The sequence below is a fragment of the Paenibacillus sp. JZ16 genome (assembly GCF_015326965.1).
In the GTDB taxonomy this organism is placed as follows: Bacteria; Bacillota; Bacilli; order Paenibacillales; family Paenibacillaceae; genus Paenibacillus_AQ.
In genome coordinates this window covers 583708-600709 of the sequence record NZ_CP017659.1, presented here as the reverse complement: position 1 = coordinate 600709, position 17002 = coordinate 583708, and the positions used below count along the sequence as shown (strand labels likewise).

General features: G+C 47.2%; 18 protein-coding genes and 1 pseudogene. All 19 read left to right on the top strand.

Annotated elements, in window-relative coordinates:
• Positions 1-715 precede the first annotated feature (715 nt).
• Positions 716-2293 carry a staphylopine-dependent metal ABC transporter substrate-binding lipoprotein gene (cntA, locus tag BJP58_RS02640; protein ID WP_269468911.1) on the top strand — a complete coding sequence of 526 codons (1578 nt, stop codon included), beginning with the start codon at positions 716-718 and terminating at the stop codon, positions 2291-2293.
• Positions 2294-2323: 30 nt separating this feature from the next.
• On the top strand, positions 2324-3256 hold the full coding sequence (gene opp1B, locus BJP58_RS02635; RefSeq protein WP_194542676.1) for a nickel/cobalt ABC transporter permease: 933 nt from the start codon (positions 2324-2326) through the stop codon (positions 3254-3256).
• Positions 3256-4137 carry a staphylopine uptake ABC transporter permease subunit CntC gene (gene cntC / locus BJP58_RS02630; protein WP_194542675.1) on the top strand — a complete coding sequence of 294 codons (882 nt, stop codon included), beginning with the start codon at positions 3256-3258 and terminating at the stop codon, positions 4135-4137. Before opp1B ends, cntC begins: the two co-directional genes overlap by 1 nt.
• On the top strand, positions 4124-4930 hold the full coding sequence (cntD, locus tag BJP58_RS02625; RefSeq protein ID WP_194542674.1) for a staphylopine uptake ABC transporter ATP-binding protein CntD: 807 nt from the start codon (positions 4124-4126) through the stop codon (positions 4928-4930). Before cntC ends, cntD begins: the two co-directional genes overlap by 14 nt.
• 3 nt (positions 4931-4933) lie before the next feature.
• Positions 4934-5679 (top strand): annotated as a pseudogene (locus tag BJP58_RS02620) (ABC transporter ATP-binding protein).
• A gap of 26 nt (positions 5680-5705) precedes the next feature.
• Complete coding sequence (cntE, locus tag BJP58_RS02615) at positions 5706-6920, top strand: staphylopine family metallophore export MFS transporter CntE (protein ID WP_194544787.1); 1215 nt, start codon at positions 5706-5708, stop codon at positions 6918-6920.
• A 52-nt stretch (positions 6921-6972) separates the two neighbouring features.
• The gene (locus tag BJP58_RS02610; RefSeq protein ID WP_194542673.1) at positions 6973-8028 is read left to right on the top strand and encodes an ABC transporter substrate-binding protein; all 1056 of its coding nucleotides are present in this window, start codon (positions 6973-6975) and stop codon (positions 8026-8028) included.
• Between the two features lie 77 nt (positions 8029-8105).
• Positions 8106-9065 (top strand): FecCD family ABC transporter permease, encoded by a 960-nt coding sequence (locus BJP58_RS02605; RefSeq protein ID WP_233354896.1) that lies wholly within the window; start codon positions 8106-8108, stop codon positions 9063-9065.
• Complete coding sequence (locus BJP58_RS02600; RefSeq protein ID WP_194542671.1) at positions 9062-10114, top strand: FecCD family ABC transporter permease; 1053 nt, start codon at positions 9062-9064, stop codon at positions 10112-10114. Before BJP58_RS02605 ends, BJP58_RS02600 begins: the two co-directional genes overlap by 4 nt.
• 32 nt (positions 10115-10146) lie before the next feature.
• Complete coding sequence (locus BJP58_RS33460) at positions 10147-10650, top strand: ABC transporter ATP-binding protein (RefSeq protein WP_233354894.1); 504 nt, start codon at positions 10147-10149, stop codon at positions 10648-10650.
• Positions 10620-10961 (top strand): ABC transporter ATP-binding protein, encoded by a 342-nt coding sequence (locus BJP58_RS33455; protein ID WP_233354892.1) that lies wholly within the window; start codon positions 10620-10622, stop codon positions 10959-10961. Before BJP58_RS33460 ends, BJP58_RS33455 begins: the two co-directional genes overlap by 31 nt.
• A gap of 250 nt (positions 10962-11211) precedes the next feature.
• A complete protein-coding gene (locus BJP58_RS02590) occupies positions 11212-12399 on the top strand; it encodes a GTP-binding protein (protein ID WP_194542670.1) in 1188 nt (395 codons plus the stop codon).
• A 79-nt stretch (positions 12400-12478) separates the two neighbouring features.
• Positions 12479-12811 (top strand): DUF3024 domain-containing protein, encoded by a 333-nt coding sequence (locus tag BJP58_RS02585; protein WP_194542669.1) that lies wholly within the window; start codon positions 12479-12481, stop codon positions 12809-12811.
• A gap of 48 nt (positions 12812-12859) precedes the next feature.
• Positions 12860-13675, top strand: a complete 816-nt coding sequence (locus BJP58_RS02580; RefSeq protein ID WP_194542668.1) for an AAA family ATPase — start codon at positions 12860-12862, stop codon at positions 13673-13675.
• Positions 13676-13770: 95 nt separating this feature from the next.
• Positions 13771-13920 (top strand): 50S ribosomal protein L33, encoded by a 150-nt coding sequence (rpmG, locus tag BJP58_RS02575; RefSeq protein WP_007127873.1) that lies wholly within the window; start codon positions 13771-13773, stop codon positions 13918-13920.
• A gap of 75 nt (positions 13921-13995) precedes the next feature.
• Positions 13996-14703, top strand: coding sequence for a metal ABC transporter ATP-binding protein (locus BJP58_RS02570; protein ID WP_194542667.1), 708 nt, complete (start codon positions 13996-13998; stop codon positions 14701-14703).
• Positions 14649-15512, top strand: coding sequence for a metal ABC transporter permease (locus tag BJP58_RS02565; RefSeq protein ID WP_194542666.1), 864 nt, complete (start codon positions 14649-14651; stop codon positions 15510-15512). The genes BJP58_RS02570 and BJP58_RS02565 overlap by 55 nt, the downstream gene beginning before the upstream one ends.
• Positions 15505-16701 (top strand): metal ABC transporter substrate-binding protein, encoded by a 1197-nt coding sequence (locus BJP58_RS02560; RefSeq protein ID WP_194542665.1) that lies wholly within the window; start codon positions 15505-15507, stop codon positions 16699-16701. The genes BJP58_RS02565 and BJP58_RS02560 overlap by 8 nt, the downstream gene beginning before the upstream one ends.
• A 29-nt stretch (positions 16702-16730) precedes the next feature.
• Positions 16731-17000 carry a 30S ribosomal protein S14 gene (gene rpsN / locus BJP58_RS02555; RefSeq protein WP_113059885.1) on the top strand — a complete coding sequence of 90 codons (270 nt, stop codon included), beginning with the start codon at positions 16731-16733 and terminating at the stop codon, positions 16998-17000.
• Positions 17001-17002 lie beyond the last annotated feature (2 nt).

The window sequence follows — 17002 nt, the reverse complement described above, 5'->3', positions numbered from 1 at the left end:
GCTGTTTTTGTTTAACTAACGATTGGTTAAAAGCAAGTTGATTAATGTAAAAGCTGCTATCAGCGGCTTTTTTTTCGTTTAAAAGAGAAGGAGAGTGATAAGTTGATTGAGGCAATCACGCCAATTGTGACACAACTCGGATGTCGGGGGACAAGAACATAGTCCCATAGAAAGTCGCTAAATCGACATTACTTAAAGGATTTTGCCAATGCAGGCAAGTACAGTCGCATGGCTCGGACAATTCATAGGAAGCTTTAAAGATTATTCGAATATTGGCTACGTCTCTCAAAAAGCCAACAGTTTTAACGGGTTTTCCTGCACTGTTGAGGAGTGGTTAGGAAGTAATTAGTGTAAAAAGGGATGGTATCGTGTTTAAGACAATGGACCGTTATTTGTACTAAATCGGTCTCATAGCAAGTCTACATGCATAAGGCTATGGAATCTTAAGGCGAACGAATATTTTTAAGTCTGCGATGTCAACTGGCGCAGTCCTCTAATTTGTATAGAAAATTCCATGGAAGAATTTGTTGACTATTTTTTGATGACATGCTATATTTTTTTCGGATTAAATAGTAATGATTACAATTAAGTTGCACTGAGTAAAAATGGGAAGAGATAGGGGGATCAATGAGGGTCTGGTCTGGGAAAGAAATTCATTAGCAGTACATTAATTATTTTTGGGAGGGAAAGCGTGAACAGAATTCTTAAGGTTTGTATGTACATTATCACGGTTGCACTGATAGCAGGGTGTGGTGAAGCAACTCAGGGTAAGAATGGTGAGTCGGCAATCCAAGATGAAATTATCTATGCAACAGCCAAAGATATTCATGACATGAATCCTCATTTGTACACGGGTTCCATGCCAGCTCAGGGGATGGTGTACGAGTCTTTGGTAGAGAACACAGAAGAAGGCATCAAACCATTGTTAGCTGAAAAATGGGACGTTTCGGAAGATGGAAAAGTGTATACCTTTTATTTAAGGGAAAATGTGAAGTTTCATGACGGAGAGCCGTTTAATGCCGAAGCGGTCAAGCAAAATATCGATGCCGTCCAGCGTAATGCCGAGAAGCACGCTTGGATAAAACTATCGTCCAAAATAGAAAGTGTAGCCGTTCTGGATGAATACACCGTCCAAATCAATTTGAGTGAATCATATTATCCTGCACTGGTCGAACTGTCCATGTCACGACCCTATGTATTTATTTCCCCCAAAGACTTCATTCAAGGTGAGACGAAGAATGGCGTGAGCGGGTCCAACGGCACAGGTCCTTACATATTCAAGGAACATCAGATCGACCAGTATGCATCCTTCACCGCTAATGAGGAGTATTGGGGAGGAACTCCAAAAATCAAAAAAATTACTGCAAAAGTGCTTCCGGCCGGTGAAACCACGTTCCTCGCTTTGCAAAAAGGAGAAGTGAATTTCGTATTCACTGATGACCGGGGAGCGGACAGCCTCGATGTACAAGCGATGAACCGCTTGGTCGATACGGGGAATTACCAAATAGTCCGAAGTGACGCCATGAATACAAAAATGATCGTTGCCAACAGCAGCCAATCGGAAAGCCCGATAAGCGAAACCGCCGTCCGGGAAGCTATCTGGTATGCAATAGATCGGGAAACCATCAGCAAGGACATATTTGAAGGCACAGAAGCGGAAGCGGATCGATTGTTCTCATCCAACGTCAATTATGCAGACGTCCAATTAAAGGAGCGGGGTTATGATGTAGAAGCGTCCGAGCTCTTACTGGACCAAGCCGGATGGAAATTAGCCAGTGGCAATGACGTCAGAAGTAAATCGGGTCAAAGACTGGCCATGAATTTATATTACGACAGCAACTCCTCCTCACAAAAAACACAGGCTGAATTTATTCAAAATGCATTAAAATCAATTGGATTACAACTGGATATTATCGGCGAAGAATCCACTTCCATTGCGAATCGCCGATCTACAGGGGATTATGACTTATTGTTCAATCAAACTTGGGGATTGGCGTATGATCCTCAAAGCACCATCTCGGCCTTCACCTCGGAAGCTTCTTATCTCCACACTACCAAGGGAATCGAGGAAGCAGATGACCTCTACAACCTTATTCAGAAGGTAATGGTCTCTACCGATGAAGATAACCGGACAAATTTGTACGCGGAGATCATGCGGATCGTGCATGATGAGGCCGTATTTATCCCGATTTCGAATGGCAGTGTTACGGTGCTCGCACCTAAGGCATTAAAAGGGATTGCTTTCAAACAAACGCAATTCGAGCTCCCGTTCGAAAGCATGTATTTTGAATAGGACAGACCATCATTCGATAAGGAGAGATTTATGGGAAGTTATATTATTAAACGTCTATTATTGTCCGTTCCAATTCTGGTCGTCATATCGTTTTTGACTTTCCTATTGATTAATCTGTCTCCGATGGACCCTGTGGAAGTAGTGCTTCGCGCCCAAGAGGTCCCTGAAATCACGGACGAGCTGGTTGCCAAAACGAGGGAGGAACTGGGAATGAATCAGCCATTCCTTAAACAGTATGCAGACTGGGTGTTAGCCAGTCTTCGACTGGATTTTGGAGAGTCCTATGTAACAGGGCAATCGGTTTGGTCATTAATAGGCCCCGCGTTTCTTAATACGTTAAAGCTTACTTTAATTTCATCGTTCTTCATTATCTTGCTATCTATCATCTTGGGGGTTGTTTGTGCACTCAATGAAGGTAAGTTATTGGATCGGTCAATCAGAGGGTGGTCCTTCCTTCTGACCGCAATGCCTTCCTATTGGCTGGCCTCGCTTATGATCTGGTATTTTTCCGTCCATTTGGACCTATTACCGACAAGTGGGATGGATTCTTATCAAAGCTACATTCTACCGGTGACGGTCATATCAGTGGCTTATGTAGGCATTTACTTCAGAAACGTAAGAAGCTCCATGCTCTTTCAATTACACGAAGATTATGTTGTCTATGGGAGAGCTTGCGGTTTGCCTGAGAGGAAGATCACCATTCATATTCTACGAAATTCCTTGCAGGTCGCCGTATCCATATTTTGCATGGCCATTCCGATTATATTGGGAAGTACGGTCGTTATCGAAAATGTATTTGCATGGCCGGGACTCGGTCGGTTAAGCATAAAGTCGATTCTGAGCAGGGACTTCCCAGTCATACAGGCTTATGTCCTTATTATGGCCGTAGCTTTTGTATTGTTTAACACCCTGGCTGACCTGATTAATGCGGCATTCAATCCGAAGCTAAGGAAGGAAATCTGATGAGAGTCCTAAAAAATTTAAGCAATGACAAGCTAGCCAGCCTGTCTCTGATTGTTATTGCAGCAATCCTAATCGTTGGTGTCGCAGCCCCCGTGTTCGCTCCGCATGATCCTAACGAAGTTAATATGGATCTTCGGTATGAAGGGATTTCCTGGTCTCATTGGCTTGGTAACGATCATTTAGGGAGAGATATTCTATCCCGGCTGATTTACGGTATTCGCCCCAGCATACTTTGGGTTTTAGTTGCACTCATGGCATCAGTAGGCGTGGGGGCGATTGTAGGCTTTATCTCAGGATACTTTCGCGGGAAAACAGATAAGGTATTCATGAGACTATGTGATATTATGCTATCCTTTCCGGGATATGTCATGACCTTAGCGGTCGTGGGCATTCTGGGGGCGGGTCTCGAGAACATATTGATTGCATTCGTTGCTATGAAATGGGCGTGGTTTGCCCGCGTCATCAGGACATCGGTCATGCAGTATTCCGAGATGGATTATGTCAAGTTTTCAAAGGCAGCGGGCATCAACAATCGCAAGATCATCCTTCAACATATTGTTCCCGTGACATTTTCCGATATTGCAGTTACCGCAAGCGGTTCGATGTGTTCCATGATTCTGCAAATTTCAGGATTATCGTTTCTTGGATTGGGAATAAAGGCCCCGCACGCCGAGTGGGGAATGATGCTGAATGAGGCGAGAGAGGTAATGTTCTCCCGTCCGGAACTCATGCTTGCGCCTGGGCTGGCCATTGTAATTGCCGTCTTAGCGTTTAATTTTTTGGCGGATGGACTTCGGGATGCGCTGGATCCGAAACGAATGAACTCGGGAAGAATGCAAAGAAATGCAGAGGTGGAGAAACCGGCCTATGAATATGCTTGAGGTAAATCAACTGAGGGTTTGGAACGCGAAAGACGGTAAAGATATCATCCATAACAGCTCGTTTCAGCTAAAGTCGGGCACCTGTCTGGCCATCGTAGGAGAAAGCGGAAGCGGCAAATCCATGACATGCAGGTCGATTATCCGATTACACAAGCCAGGTATTCGCCAATCCGGGAATATCTTGTTTAAAGGGGATGATTTAACCCTACTCCCGGAGAAGGAAATGAGAAAAAGACGTGGCAAATACATTTGCATGATCATGCAGAATGGAATGAGCGCATTCGATCCATCATGCGTAGTCGGCGTGCATTTCAAGGAGACACTGAAGCAGCATTTCGGCTGGGGTAAAAGCGAGGCGGAATCCATCATGATAAATGCCATGAAGAGCGTCATGCTTCATGATCCACAGGAGATCATGAATAAATACCCTTACCAATTGTCGGGCGGGATGCTGCAGCGATTAATGATTGCATTGGCATTGGTCCTTGAACCCGACGTTATCATCGCGGACGAACCGACAACGGCACTGGATACGATTTCTCAATATGAAGTGATCGAGCAATTAATTCAGCTTCGCGAACGCACAGGCAGTTCTATGATATTTGTCTCCCACGATCTGGGGGTTGTGAGGAAGATTGCGGACGAAGTCATTGTGATGAGAAACGGAGAGATTGTTGAAAGGGGCATAACCGAAACGGTATTTACAGATGCGAACCACGCATACACCCAATACTTGGTTTCTACTCGCCTCGAGCTGAGCAACCATTTCAATTCCATCATGAAGGGAGAGTAATCCGTGCTGAAAGTCGAAGGCGTCGATAAATCCTACCGCATTGGCGGATGGATGACGGGTAAACGTCAAAACATTCTCAGGAACGTAAGCTTTGAATGCGGGAAGGGCGAGTGTCTTGGTATTATTGGAGAAAGCGGCAGCGGAAAATCAACGCTTGGACGTCTCATCTTGGGCATCGAGAAGCCAGATAGTGGAAGGATCGTTTTCGAAGGTAACAACGTGACGCACCGACAAACCAGATTGGGCAATATCAGTGCAGTATTTCAAGATTATACATCTTCCATTAACCCGTACTTTACGGTTGAAGAAGCCATCATGGAACCATTGAGAGCTTTAAGGGGACCCGGAAAAGATCTTCGAGGCAAAATCGACGTTCTGTTGGGTCGAGTCGGGTTGGATTCCTCGTACAAAAAAAAGTATCCTCATGAGCTGTCCGGGGGGAAGTGCAAAGGGTATGCATCGCAAGAGCCGTTTCAACGGAGCCAAAGTGCATTGTACTCGATGAAGCCGTGAGTTCCTTGGATGTATCTGTTCAGATTCAAGTTCTACGATTATTAAAGGAACTAAAAGAAATCTATCAGATGAGTTATGTCTTTATTACCCATGATATACAAGCAGCAGCTTACCTTTGCAATCGGATCCTTATTTTTAAAAGTGGTCAGGTTGAGGAGATAGTTCACGTCGAGCAATTAAAGCAGGTCCAATCGGACTATGCCAAGCGACTGATCGATCACTTGATTACATTTTGACATTTTCAACGCAGGAGGATTGAATGATGAGTGGAGCGATGTCTTGGCCATTTCTGCGTTTATACTTGCTCACACTGCTATATTTCAGCGCCAATGCCATTCTGAACGTCATCATACCGCTCCAGGGAGCTGCATGGGGAGCAAGCGGCACAACGATCGGCATTATTATGGGCGCCTACATGTTTACAACTATGTTTTTTCGGCCGTGGGCCGGCCAATGGATCCAAAAGTACGGGCCAATTAGGATCCTTCGCATTATTCTCTTGGTCAACGCTGCTGCTTTAATACTGTATTCATTCACCGGGTTAAGTGGGTATTTGGTTGCACGAATACTGCAAGGTGTTTCAACAGCATTTTTTTCGATGGCCCTACAGATTGGCATTATTGACGCTTTGCCAGAGAAAGATCGTTCTCAAGGCATCTCCTTTTACTCTTTATTTTCATATATTCCGGGCATTATCGGTCCTGTTTTTGCTATAGGTTTCTGGCAAACGAACGGGATGGACTCCATATCGATCATCTTAATCCTGATTGCTATCAGTACTGGTCTTTTCGGATACGCAGTCAAAATGGACCCGGCATCGGGATCTTCCGATGCGCCCACCACGAATTCAGGGGTATTTCAGTCCTTTGGACAGATCATAAAAAATCCACTCATGTTCAAATGCAGTGTACTGATGCTCTCGTCGTCAATCGTGTTTGGAGCGGTAACCACGTTTATGCCGCTCTACGGCTCTCAGTTGGAGAGCGGCCATGCCGGCATCTATTTGATGCTCCAAGCCGCTGTTGTAGTCGCTGCTCGTTTCACGCTAAGAAAAAGAATCCCTTCCGATGGCAGATGGCATTCGTGGTTTGTCATGGGAATCATGTTTCTCATTGCCCTCGCTTCCCTATGCATCAGTATTTCTCAACTATGGGGTTCTCTATTTCTGTACGCAGGAGCCATAGTTATGGGCATTGCGCAGGCACTCCTGTATCCGACACTAACAACCTATTTATCTTTTGTATTGCCTCAACAAAGCCGCAATGTATTGATAGGCTTGTTTATCGCAATGGCCGATCTCGGTGTATCTTTGGGCGGTGTCGTTATGGGACCGATCGCCGATGTTCTATCTTACTCCTCCATGTACTTGATCTGTGCTGCCTTGGGGCTGATTATGATTGTTTTTGCATATGGGCGCAGTGATAGGAAGGCTTCGAGAAGTTTGGCCAGTGAAGAAGATAATGTACAGAGTACATAGCTTCATCTGTATTAATCGTAATAATTACACTGAATTAAAGGAGATGTAACCCATGCGCAAACGACTAGGTATCATATTTTTGATAATTGCAGCACTCATTTCTGGCTGCAGCAGTGTTCCCCAAGACCCGCCTCAAGAAACGGGGACTGAAAATGCAACGGACAGAGCGGATCCAAATGTTGAAAAAGCAACGCCAAGTGCTGAAGAGGCAGCGTCAAATGAGGAAGGAAAAAACTCCGAAGCGACATTCAAGGATGTAACCGGCACGGAGATATCCGTTGACCTGCCGGTGGAGAAGGTGGCGTGTTTAACAGAGATCTGCGTAGATGCCCTGGTTGAGCTGGGATTGAAACCCGCTGCGGTAACTGCAGGAGGACTAGCGCCTGAACCAGAATTTTATGGTGAGGAAGCCGCAAGCCTTGGACAAATCGGAGGAAGCTTCTTTGAACCCAATTTGGAGGATATTTCGTTAGCGGGGCCGGATCTTGTCATCGGATTGGAAGGAACCCATGAAGGTTTACGGGAAGGCTTAGCCGGCATTGCTCCGCTGTACATCGTCCAGCCCAAAAGTATGCTAGAATCGATCGAGTTCTTACAGCATATGGGCCAGCTGACCGGAAAAGTAGCAGAAGCCGAAGCGGCCGAGAAGCGCCTGCTGGATAAATTCAACTACTACAAAGAACACAGTCCGAAGGATAAAACCGCGCTGGTGATGTACGGGTCCGATGTAAACTTCGGGATCGATACGGCCGGGTCACTCGTAGGCTCGGTGCTGGCGGAAGTGACGCAATACCCATGGCCCGCACCCGAGGCAGATGGCGGCCATCAAGCAGGGGGGATGGCTTATTCGTTGGAAAAGGTGCTTGAGAACGATCCGGATTATATTTTTGTCGAGACCTTCACGTTCAGCCCAGATGCACAGCCATTATCCGAGCAATTCAAGAGGAACCCGCTGTGGTCCAGACTCAGCGCGGTAAAGAATGGACAGGTTCATGAGATGCGCACGTCCGTATGGGCGAGCGGCAGAGGAACACGTTCGCTCGGCATCATATTAGACGAAGCGATGAGCATCATGTATCCCGAGCTTTATAAGAAAGCGGTGGAATAGCATTGCAGAGTACCGATTCCACCATAGTCAAGAGAGCAAATATAGGGGGTGCGCCCCTTTTTTTTGCCTTGTTTATCATGCTGGCTGCTGCTATGGCGATAGGCATGAAGTACGGCTACCCGGAAATATCCTGGTCAGGCTTGCGGCAGCTGCTGTTCTTAAACGGGGGAACCGAACTTGAGAGGGTGTCCGTTCTGGAGATCAGGCTCCCTCGAATCGTACTAGGATGCATTGCCGGAGCGATGCTGGGGTTATGCGGCGTTCTTTTGCAGGATGGACTACGAAATTCATTAGCAGGTCCGGAGTTGTTAGGTGTTTCTTCGGGAGCTTCGTTTATGATGGCCCTTATTACGGTTTTACATGTTCCCATTTCCTATGTCATGCAGCCGTGGTTTGCCCTTATTGGAGGACTTATAGGCGGGGCTGTTGTTATTTTGGCAGCTGGGGGAAGGAATGGAGGCATACATATTATCCTTATCGGCGCTGCAGTAACTGCGATCATGAACGGATTGGTGGTATGGGTGATTACGATGGGGTCATCCAATAGTGCAAGCCTCTTGTTTACGTTCCTGATGGGAAATTTGGCGAACCGCAATTGGACTCATGTCGGTTATCTTTTGCCCTGGGCGCTCGTTACGATTCCCCTTTCCCTTAGCTTCGCCAGATCTTTGAACGTTCTGCGCTTGGGGAGCGAGACTGCCGAAGGACTGGGACTTCATGTCATGCGGGTGCGTATTTATCTGCTCATCGTATGCTGCGCGATGACGGCTGCGGTTGTATCCCAGTGCGGACCTATTGGCTATATTGCCTTGATCGCTCCTCACCTTATACGGAGCTTATCACAGCAATATGACGCAAAGTTCGTTCTTCCATTCTCGGCAATGCTCGGAGCCGTACTATTAACAACAGCCGATATCCTGGCACGAACCGTATTTATGCCCAGGGAAGTGCCTGTCGGGCTTTGGACGACTCTAATCGGCGGACCTGTCATTATCGCATTGTTTTTGCGTAAGCTTGGGGGGCGGTCTTCAGAATGAACAAGCTGATCCGGAATCGTAATCCCTATGAGATGACATATAAGATCGGACTCATGGTAGCCTTGCTGCTTATCCTGATTCTGTGTGTCATGCATGTCGCATTTGGCAAAGTGGTTATTTCACCGCAACATATTCTGCGTGCATTAGCAAACGCGCATGAAGAGGCACACCATCGACAAATCATATGGCAGCTTCGACTGCCAAGGACCTTGATTGCGCTTGTAGCAGGTGCCATGCTGGGTCTGGCAGGAGCGATTCTTCAGTCCATAACCCGGAACCCATTGGCAGAGCCGGGGTTGCTCGGCGTATCGGCAGGCTCGGTGTTGATGATCGTCATTTGGATCACTTTTGCTGACGGGTTAGGGGATGCGACAAAATATCTTCCTTTGGTTGCATGGACGGGCGGCATCGGCACTGTGCTTTTTGTAAACGCATTAAGCTTGGGTAAGGGAATGGATATCACCAGGCTTGCATTAGTCGGAATACTGACGGGCAGCGTATTGCAATCCTGCACCTCGTTAATCCTGCTCAGGCATACGGAAGCGGTCGGCAGCATCTTGTTATGGATGATCGGATCCCTTAATGGCCGGGTATGGGTACATTGGGATATGCTTTGGCCTTGGGCTTTACTCATCATTCCTCTGGGTCTGCTTAGCGCAGGAGCTGCGAATGCCTTGCAATTGGGGCAGTCTACGGCAGCTAGTCTGGGCGTACAAGTTCGTCGAATGAGATGGATGATGCTCATCCTGGCGGCAATGCTGACCGCCGGAGCGGTTGCAGCCGTTGGCGCAATCGGATTTATCGGTCTTATCGGCCCTCATATTGCAAGGAGACTGGTAGGCCAAGATGCAAGAAGATTATTCCCTTTCAGTACGGTTGTCACAGGTCTGCTGCTGCTCGGCGCCGATGTCATTGCCCAGGCCGTATCGTTCGAGCTGCGTGTATTCGGTTTAAGCTCGCAAGTTTCCCTTCCGGTAGGGGCAGTTACTGCCTTTATGGGGGCTCCTTTTTTTCTGTATCTCATTAAGCAAAAAAGAAAATCACATTAAATGTTTCAACGAACAAGGAGACAGAGACGAAGATGAAAGAAGATCAATCCCAAAAACCCTTGCTGGAAGCTCAGAAAATAGAGCTGCGATATAACGACAAACCCATCCTCAAAGAGATGTCCATGGATATCCTATCGGGTGGTGTGACCGCGCTCTTGGGCACCAACGGATCCGGCAAATCCACGCTGCTTAAAACCATGGCACGGCTGCTTATGCCGCAGAAAGGGTGTGTATATCTGGATGGGCATGCCATTGCAAAAGAATCTCCGAGGGCCTTGGCAAGGAAAATGGCGATACTCCCTCAGTCACCGGAGGTTCCGATGGCCATAACGGTCAGAGAGCTGGTAGAACAGGGACGGTATCCTCACGTAGGTCCGCTGCGGATGTTGAAAAAGCAGGATCATGCTGCAATCGAAGAGGCGCTTGAGGTTACCGGAATGCAAGCTTTCGAGCAGCGGCCGCTGGATTCCCTTTCGGGGGAGAAAGGCAGCGAGCGTGGATTGCCATGGCGATCGCTCAGTCGACTCCCGTGTTAATGCTGGATGAGCCCACGACATTCCTGGATGTTCGACATCAGTTGGAGATATTGGAGCTCGTTAGAAGGCTGAATCAAGAGAGAGGGACTACGATTATTGTTGTGCTTCATGATTTGAATCAGGCGGCGAGATACGCAGATCGAATGGTTGTTCTAAAGGATGGGCGGGTTGTACGGGATGGTACGCCGGATCGAGTGCTGACTGAAGCTGTGCTGCAGGAAGTGTTCGGAATACACGCTACGGTGTTGAAGGATCCTGTGGCGGGAACGCCTATCTTCCTGCCCCATTCAATCGTTCATCGCGAAGGATAAGGTATTGCTCAACGCTTGCAAAATCAAGGGCTGGTAGACCAGGGATCCATGATCATCTTTGGTCTATTCGCTGTGGTTTTTTTGGAGCCAAGATAATTTGTGATTCTAAGGACGTGATGTATCGAAATATAGACGTTTGACATTTTGAATAAAAGGAATTATATTAGGTTTGTCATAGATCGTAATCATTACGAATAAGATGGATTAGTCCATTTTAAGTCCAATATCAAGTCACAAGGAGAAGAATGCAATGACACAACAACAAATCCCCGTAACGGTACTCAGCGGGTATCTAGGTTCGGGAAAAACAACGGTATTAAATCACGTTTTGAATAACCGGCAAGGCCTGAAGGTCGCTGTCATTGTAAATGACATGAGCGAGATTAACATTGATGCAGCGCTGGTTAAGGGAGAGGCGTCCTTATCCCGCACGGAAGAGAAGCTGGTCGAGATGTCCAACGGATGCATATGCTGCACGCTGCGAGATGATTTAATGGAGGAAATTGAAAAACTCGCCAATGAACAACGGTTTGATTACATTCTGATTGAATCCACAGGCATCAGCGAACCGATCCCGGTCGCTCAGACATTTACATATGCCGACGAAGAGACAGGGATTGATTTAACGAATCTGGCTAAACTCGATTGTTTGGTCACCGTCGTGGACGCTAATCGATTCTGGCAGGATTTCGCATCCGGTCAGAGCCTTCTGGACCGCAATCAGGGCGCAGGAAGCGAAGATGATCGTGATGTCGTGGATTTGCTTATCGATCAGATCGAAACTTGCAATGTACTGCTGCTAAATAAATGTGATCTCGTGGATGACGAGGAATTGAACAAGCTGGAAGCTGTCCTTCGGAAGCTGCAGCCGAGCGCCAAGATCATTCGTACCCGGAATGGGCAAGTCGATCCGTCTGAGATCTTAAATACGGGATTGTTTGATTTTGAACGGGTAAGCATGTCAGCCGGATGGATCCAGGAATTGCAAAAAGAAACGCATGTCCCGGAGACCGAAGAGTATGGAATAAGCTCCTTCGTGTATCGTCGCAGAAGGCCCTTTCATCCTTCCCGGTTGGCTGAATTCATGGGGGAATGGCCTGAACAGGTAGTGCGTGCGAAAGGACTGGTGTGGTTGGCTGCCGATGGAGATGTTGCGGCAAGCTTAAGCCAAGCCGGCCCCTCGATTCAGTTTGGACCAGCTGGATATTGGGTTGCCGCTCTTCCTGCAGCCGAAAGAGAAGAGATTTTACGAACCGAGGCGGATGTTCGGGCGAAATGGGACACCGATTGGGGAGATCGGCAAACCGAGTTGGTGATGATCGGGATCGACATGGATCGAGAGAATGTTGAGGATGCGTTGGATCAGTGTCTGCTTACCGATGAGGAAATGAGCTTGAATTGGGCGCGCTTTGAGAATCCATTGCCTTGGATTGCATAGCTGATAGAGCGGCTATTGATTTAAAATTACGTGAACAGCGCGCTAGAAGAATAAACCGAGGAATAGGAGGTATTTTAGCGTGGACCCATTTACGTACAAAAGGATCTGTGCAATTCTTGAGGGTTACATTGCCGTGAAAGTACCTGCGGATCTTAGAGCGTCTGTTCGGCTAACATATCGGACTCTTGAAGATACCGTCATCCTTTCGGAAGAAAGACCCGATTGGGATCGACGGGAATGGATGTCTACCGAGCTAGTGCAATTTCATTTCCACAAAGGTACATGGAGAGTCTATGCCAAGCCGAACGGCAATGAATGGATTCCAGTTTCGTCTATTAATCCCAGCAATGATTTTGAAGAGGTGCTGGAGCAGGTAGAAATTGATGCCCAAGAGGTTATATGGGTTACTTAAACCGGGTTACATACATCTATATACACACTGAAGGAGCTACAACTATCGATGAGCAAAAGTAATACGAGTCAGCGTCTTCCTCGTGCGAAGGGAATTGACATGGCAAGCCTATATTCTCCCAAGGACTGTGCCAAAAAGGCAAAGCATCTCTTTTTGCCAGAAATCAATCAAAGAATTGTGAATGAATTTGTTGAAATTTTAGGGATGAGGGAGGAGTTTGAACAGCATGGCGTGCCGGTTCCAAACAAGATTGTCATGTACGGCCCTCCAGGAACAGGAAAGACCTTAACGGCTTTTTACATGGCTAAGGTCCTTGAACTTCCACTTGTCTTGGTTCGCTTGGACGCGATCATCCACAGTCATTTGGGGGAAACCGGAAGCAATATCCGTAAAATATTCGATTATGCCGACACATTTTCGTGTGTTCTGTTCCTGGATGAATTCGATGCCATTGCCCGGACTCGAGATAACAACGATGAAGTCAAGGAGATGGCGCGTGCTGTAAATACGTTGCTCCAATGCTTGGATGACTTTGGAGACCGGAGCATTATTATGGCGGCCACCAATTTAGAAAAGGATCTGGATCAGGCTATATGGCGCCGATTCGATACGAAGTTAATCTATACCGTGCCTGAGCTGGAGCAAAGGAAGTTATACATTGAAATTCTCATTGGCGAATTTGAATATGATCCGTCAATTCTCACTGAAACTTGCGAGCAGCTTGCAAGGTGCAGCTTTGCTGATATTGAACAAATTGTACTAAAAGCAAAACGAAAAGCGATTATTGAGCGAATGCCTCTTCAGATGAAGCATATGCAGAACGCTATTGAAGAGTATAATCCAATAACCGTCGCTGCTCATTGATAGATGTCATAAATCCGATAGATGGGTTGACAAAAGATACACATAGAGGGTAGTATTACTAATCGTAAACATTACTAATAAGGAGGATGCAAAATATGAGAGTCATCGTTACATTGGCATGCACCGAAACGGGAGATCGCAATTACACGACAACCAAAAATAAGAAAAATCATCCAGAGCGTTTGGAAATGCGCAAGTATTGCCCTAGATTGAAAAGATATACGTTACATCGTGAGACACGTTAATATAAGCAGCGTCATTAATCGTAATTATTACGCAAGACAGTGTTGAATGTTCTGTCATGAGGAAGGAAGATAGAAATGATTATGTCCTCCATGCGCGACGTCGTGTTTGGATACGGAGATCGAACCGTCATCGAGAACCTGTCACTGGATATCCATACCGGGCAATTTATCGTTATTTCAGGCCCCAATGGTGCAGCGAAATCGACCTTGCTTAAATTGATGCTGGGTTTGATCAAGCCTTGGAGCGGAACGATTGAAATGAATCGTGTATCGGAGGACGGATCACCAATAACGGTTGGTTATGTTCCTCAACTTGTGGCTTCGTTTAACGCCGGTTTCCCCAGTAAAGTCATCGAACTCGTTCGTTCAGGCCGTTATCATCGTCTCGGGTTGTTCAAACGGTTTGCAGCCAGCGATCATGAGGCCGTCAAGCAAAGCTTGATTGAAGTGGGGATGTGGGAATATCGCAACCATAAGATTGGCGAATTGTCAGGGGGTCAGAAGCAACGGGTTTGTATTGCCAGAGCATTGGCTCAGGAGCCGGAGGCGCTGATCCTTGATGAACCAACAACCGGGATGGATGAAGCGAGCCGTAAAGAGTTATACGAGCTGCTGGATCACTATGTGAAACATAGAGGCAAAACGGTTATCATGGTTACCCATTCATTGGAGGAAATCGATCCTTACCTGGACCGGGTCGTCCATCTGGAACGAAAGGAGGATACGGGATGGCGATGCTCGGTTACGAATTCATGCAGCGCGCGTTTTGGGCAGGAGGCCTGATCGGTGTAATCGCTCCGATCCTCGGCGTATATTTAATGCTTCGTCGGCAGGTGCTTATGGCTGACACCCTCTCCCATGTATCGTTGGCAGGGGTGGCATTAGGATCGTTCCTGCAATTCAATCCGACGATAAGCGGATTTGTGATCGCCATTATCGGAGCTCTTGTCATTGAACAGCTTCGAAGGGTATACCGCACCTACACCGAGGTGCCGGTAGCCATTATCATGACCTCCGGACTGGCAGTGGCCGTCGTCCTGATGAGTTTGAATGCGCATTTGAACAAAAGCTTCAGTTCCTACCTTTTTGGATCCATCGTTGCGGTCAGTGATACACAACTAGGACTGATTGCCATCGTAACCGCATTAGGGCTGGTGTTTTTTGTTGCCTTACGCCGGCCCCTGTATAACTTCGCCTTTGATGAGGAAACTGCTGCAATTTCAGGAACTCGGGTTTCGATTCTATCGTTTTCATTCGCCGTGTTCACAGGCATGACGGTCGCTGCTTCCATGCCGATCGTTGGTGTATTGCTAGTATCGGCACTTATTGTACTTCCAGCCTCGATAGCGCTCCGGATTGCTCCCGGATTTTTAGCTGCCATGGGAGTAGCCGTCCTTACAGGATTGTTTGGCGTTTTCTCGGGGTTAACCGCCTCCTACTATTTGAATTCGCCACCCGGTGGCACGATTGCACTCATTTTGTTAGGGTTCTTGCTCATAGCCGTATTCATTCAGAAGCTGCTGCAATTGCGAAATCGAAGAGCTGTACAAATAAACAAACCGAAAGTAAGAGGAGTTATTAATCATGATTAAGAGTTATAAACGAATCTTTGCCGCTTTTTCATTATCCGCAGCATTGGCTGTCGCGGGCTGCGGCTCTGCCAAGCCAAGTGAATCCAATGGAAGCATGAATACAACAGATAGCCAAGTAACAGATACATCGACAGCAACAAAATTAAAGATTAAAACAAGCTTCTATCCGATGTATGAATTTACGCGCCAAGTTGCCGGCGATTTGGCGGATGTTGAGAATTTGGTACCGGCAGGGGTTGAACCGCATGACTGGGAACCTACGCCGCAGGATATGGCAGGCATTGCTGATGCTGACGTGATTGTGTATAACGGTGCAGGTATGGAGAGTTGGATTGATCAGGTACTGGATAGCGTCAAAGATCGTGATCTAAAGGTAATTGAGGCTAGTCAAGGAATAGAGATCATGGAAGGCGAAGGGCATTCCCATGCCCACGACCATGGCGCAGAAGGCGAACACAGCCATGAAGAGGAGCATGCCCATGGCCACGGCACAGAGGGCGAACATAGCCACGAGGATGAACATGCGCACGACCATGGGGCAGAGGGTGCACATAGCCACGAAGATGAACATGCCCATGACCATGGTGCAGAGGATGAACACAGCCACGAAGATGAACATGCCCATGATCATGGCGAAGAAGGTGGGCATCATCATGATCACGGTGGACTTGACCCACATGTGTGGCTTTCGCCTGCTCTTGCTATTCAGCAAGTGCGTAATATTGAACAAGGCCTGGCGGAAGCAGATCCTGAGCATAAGGATGCCTACAAAGCGAATGCAGATGCCTACGTAAGCAAGCTGGAGGCGTTGGATCAGGAGTTTAACGAAGGATTGAAGGATTCCAAGAGAAAAGACTTCATCACCCAGCATGCTGCTTTCGGGTATTTAGCCCATGAATATGGTTTAACCCAGGTACCGATCGCGGGGTTGTCTCCGGATCAAGAGCCGTCGGCTTCGCAAATGGCGAAGATCATTGAATTTGCCAAGGAGAACAATGTAAAAACTATATTTTTTGAAACGCTCGTCGCCTCAAACGTTGCAGAGACGATCGCAACTGAAATCGGAGCATCCACAGCCGTGCTGAATCCGATTGAAGGCTTGACAGAGGAAGATATCGCAAAAGAACTTGATTACATTGCAATCATGCATCAAAATCTCCAAGCCTTGCAAGCTGCTTTAAATGAATAAATCTTAAGAATAGAGGAGGATTGTTTTAGATGGCAAAAAAGTCCAAAGTCATTAAAGAACGAAAAAGACAGCAAGTCGTGGCCAAATATGCTGAAAAACGCAGGGAGCTAAAAGAAAAAGGGGACTATGAGGGACTGCAGAAGCTTCCTCGTGACTCCTCCCCGACACGACTTCACAATCGCTGCGCGGTTAGCGGCAGACCAAGAGGCTATATTAGCAAGTTTGGCGTGTCACGGATCGTCTTTCGCGAGCTAGCCCACAAAGGACAAATTCCAGGCGTGAAAAAGTCCAGTTGGTAAGA

Bases quoted from the DNA above. Each gene is read 5' to 3' on its own strand.
- BJP58_RS02600 (WP_194542671.1), top strand. From the start codon at position 9,062: ATGAACAAGCTGATCCGGAATCGTAATCCCTATGAGATGACATATAAG.
- BJP58_RS02605 (WP_233354896.1), top strand. From the start codon at position 8,106: ATGCTGGCTGCTGCTATGGCGATAGGCATGAAGTACGGCTACCCGGAA.
- BJP58_RS33460 (WP_233354894.1), top strand. From the start codon at position 10,147: ATGAAAGAAGATCAATCCCAAAAACCCTTGCTGGAAGCTCAGAAAATA.
- cntE (WP_194544787.1), top strand. From the start codon at position 5,706: ATGAGTGGAGCGATGTCTTGGCCATTTCTGCGTTTATACTTGCTCACA.
- BJP58_RS02565 (WP_194542666.1), top strand. From the start codon at position 14,649: ATGGCGATGCTCGGTTACGAATTCATGCAGCGCGCGTTTTGGGCAGGA.
- BJP58_RS02580 (WP_194542668.1), top strand. From the start codon at position 12,860: ATGAGCAAAAGTAATACGAGTCAGCGTCTTCCTCGTGCGAAGGGAATT.
- cntA (WP_269468911.1), top strand. From the start codon at position 716: ATGTACATTATCACGGTTGCACTGATAGCAGGGTGTGGTGAAGCAACT.
- cntD (WP_194542674.1), top strand. From the start codon at position 4,124: ATGAATATGCTTGAGGTAAATCAACTGAGGGTTTGGAACGCGAAAGAC.
- BJP58_RS02570 (WP_194542667.1), top strand. From the start codon at position 13,996: ATGATTATGTCCTCCATGCGCGACGTCGTGTTTGGATACGGAGATCGA.
- BJP58_RS02590 (WP_194542670.1), top strand. From the start codon at position 11,212: ATGACACAACAACAAATCCCCGTAACGGTACTCAGCGGGTATCTAGGT.
- BJP58_RS33455 (WP_233354892.1), top strand. From the start codon at position 10,620: ATGGCGATCGCTCAGTCGACTCCCGTGTTAATGCTGGATGAGCCCACG.
- BJP58_RS02560 (WP_194542665.1), top strand. From the start codon at position 15,505: ATGATTAAGAGTTATAAACGAATCTTTGCCGCTTTTTCATTATCCGCA.
- BJP58_RS02610 (WP_194542673.1), top strand. From the start codon at position 6,973: ATGCGCAAACGACTAGGTATCATATTTTTGATAATTGCAGCACTCATT.
- rpmG (WP_007127873.1), top strand. From the start codon at position 13,771: ATGAGAGTCATCGTTACATTGGCATGCACCGAAACGGGAGATCGCAAT.
- rpsN (WP_113059885.1), top strand. From the start codon at position 16,731: ATGGCAAAAAAGTCCAAAGTCATTAAAGAACGAAAAAGACAGCAAGTC.
- opp1B (WP_194542676.1), top strand. From the start codon at position 2,324: ATGGGAAGTTATATTATTAAACGTCTATTATTGTCCGTTCCAATTCTG.
- cntC (WP_194542675.1), top strand. From the start codon at position 3,256: ATGAGAGTCCTAAAAAATTTAAGCAATGACAAGCTAGCCAGCCTGTCT.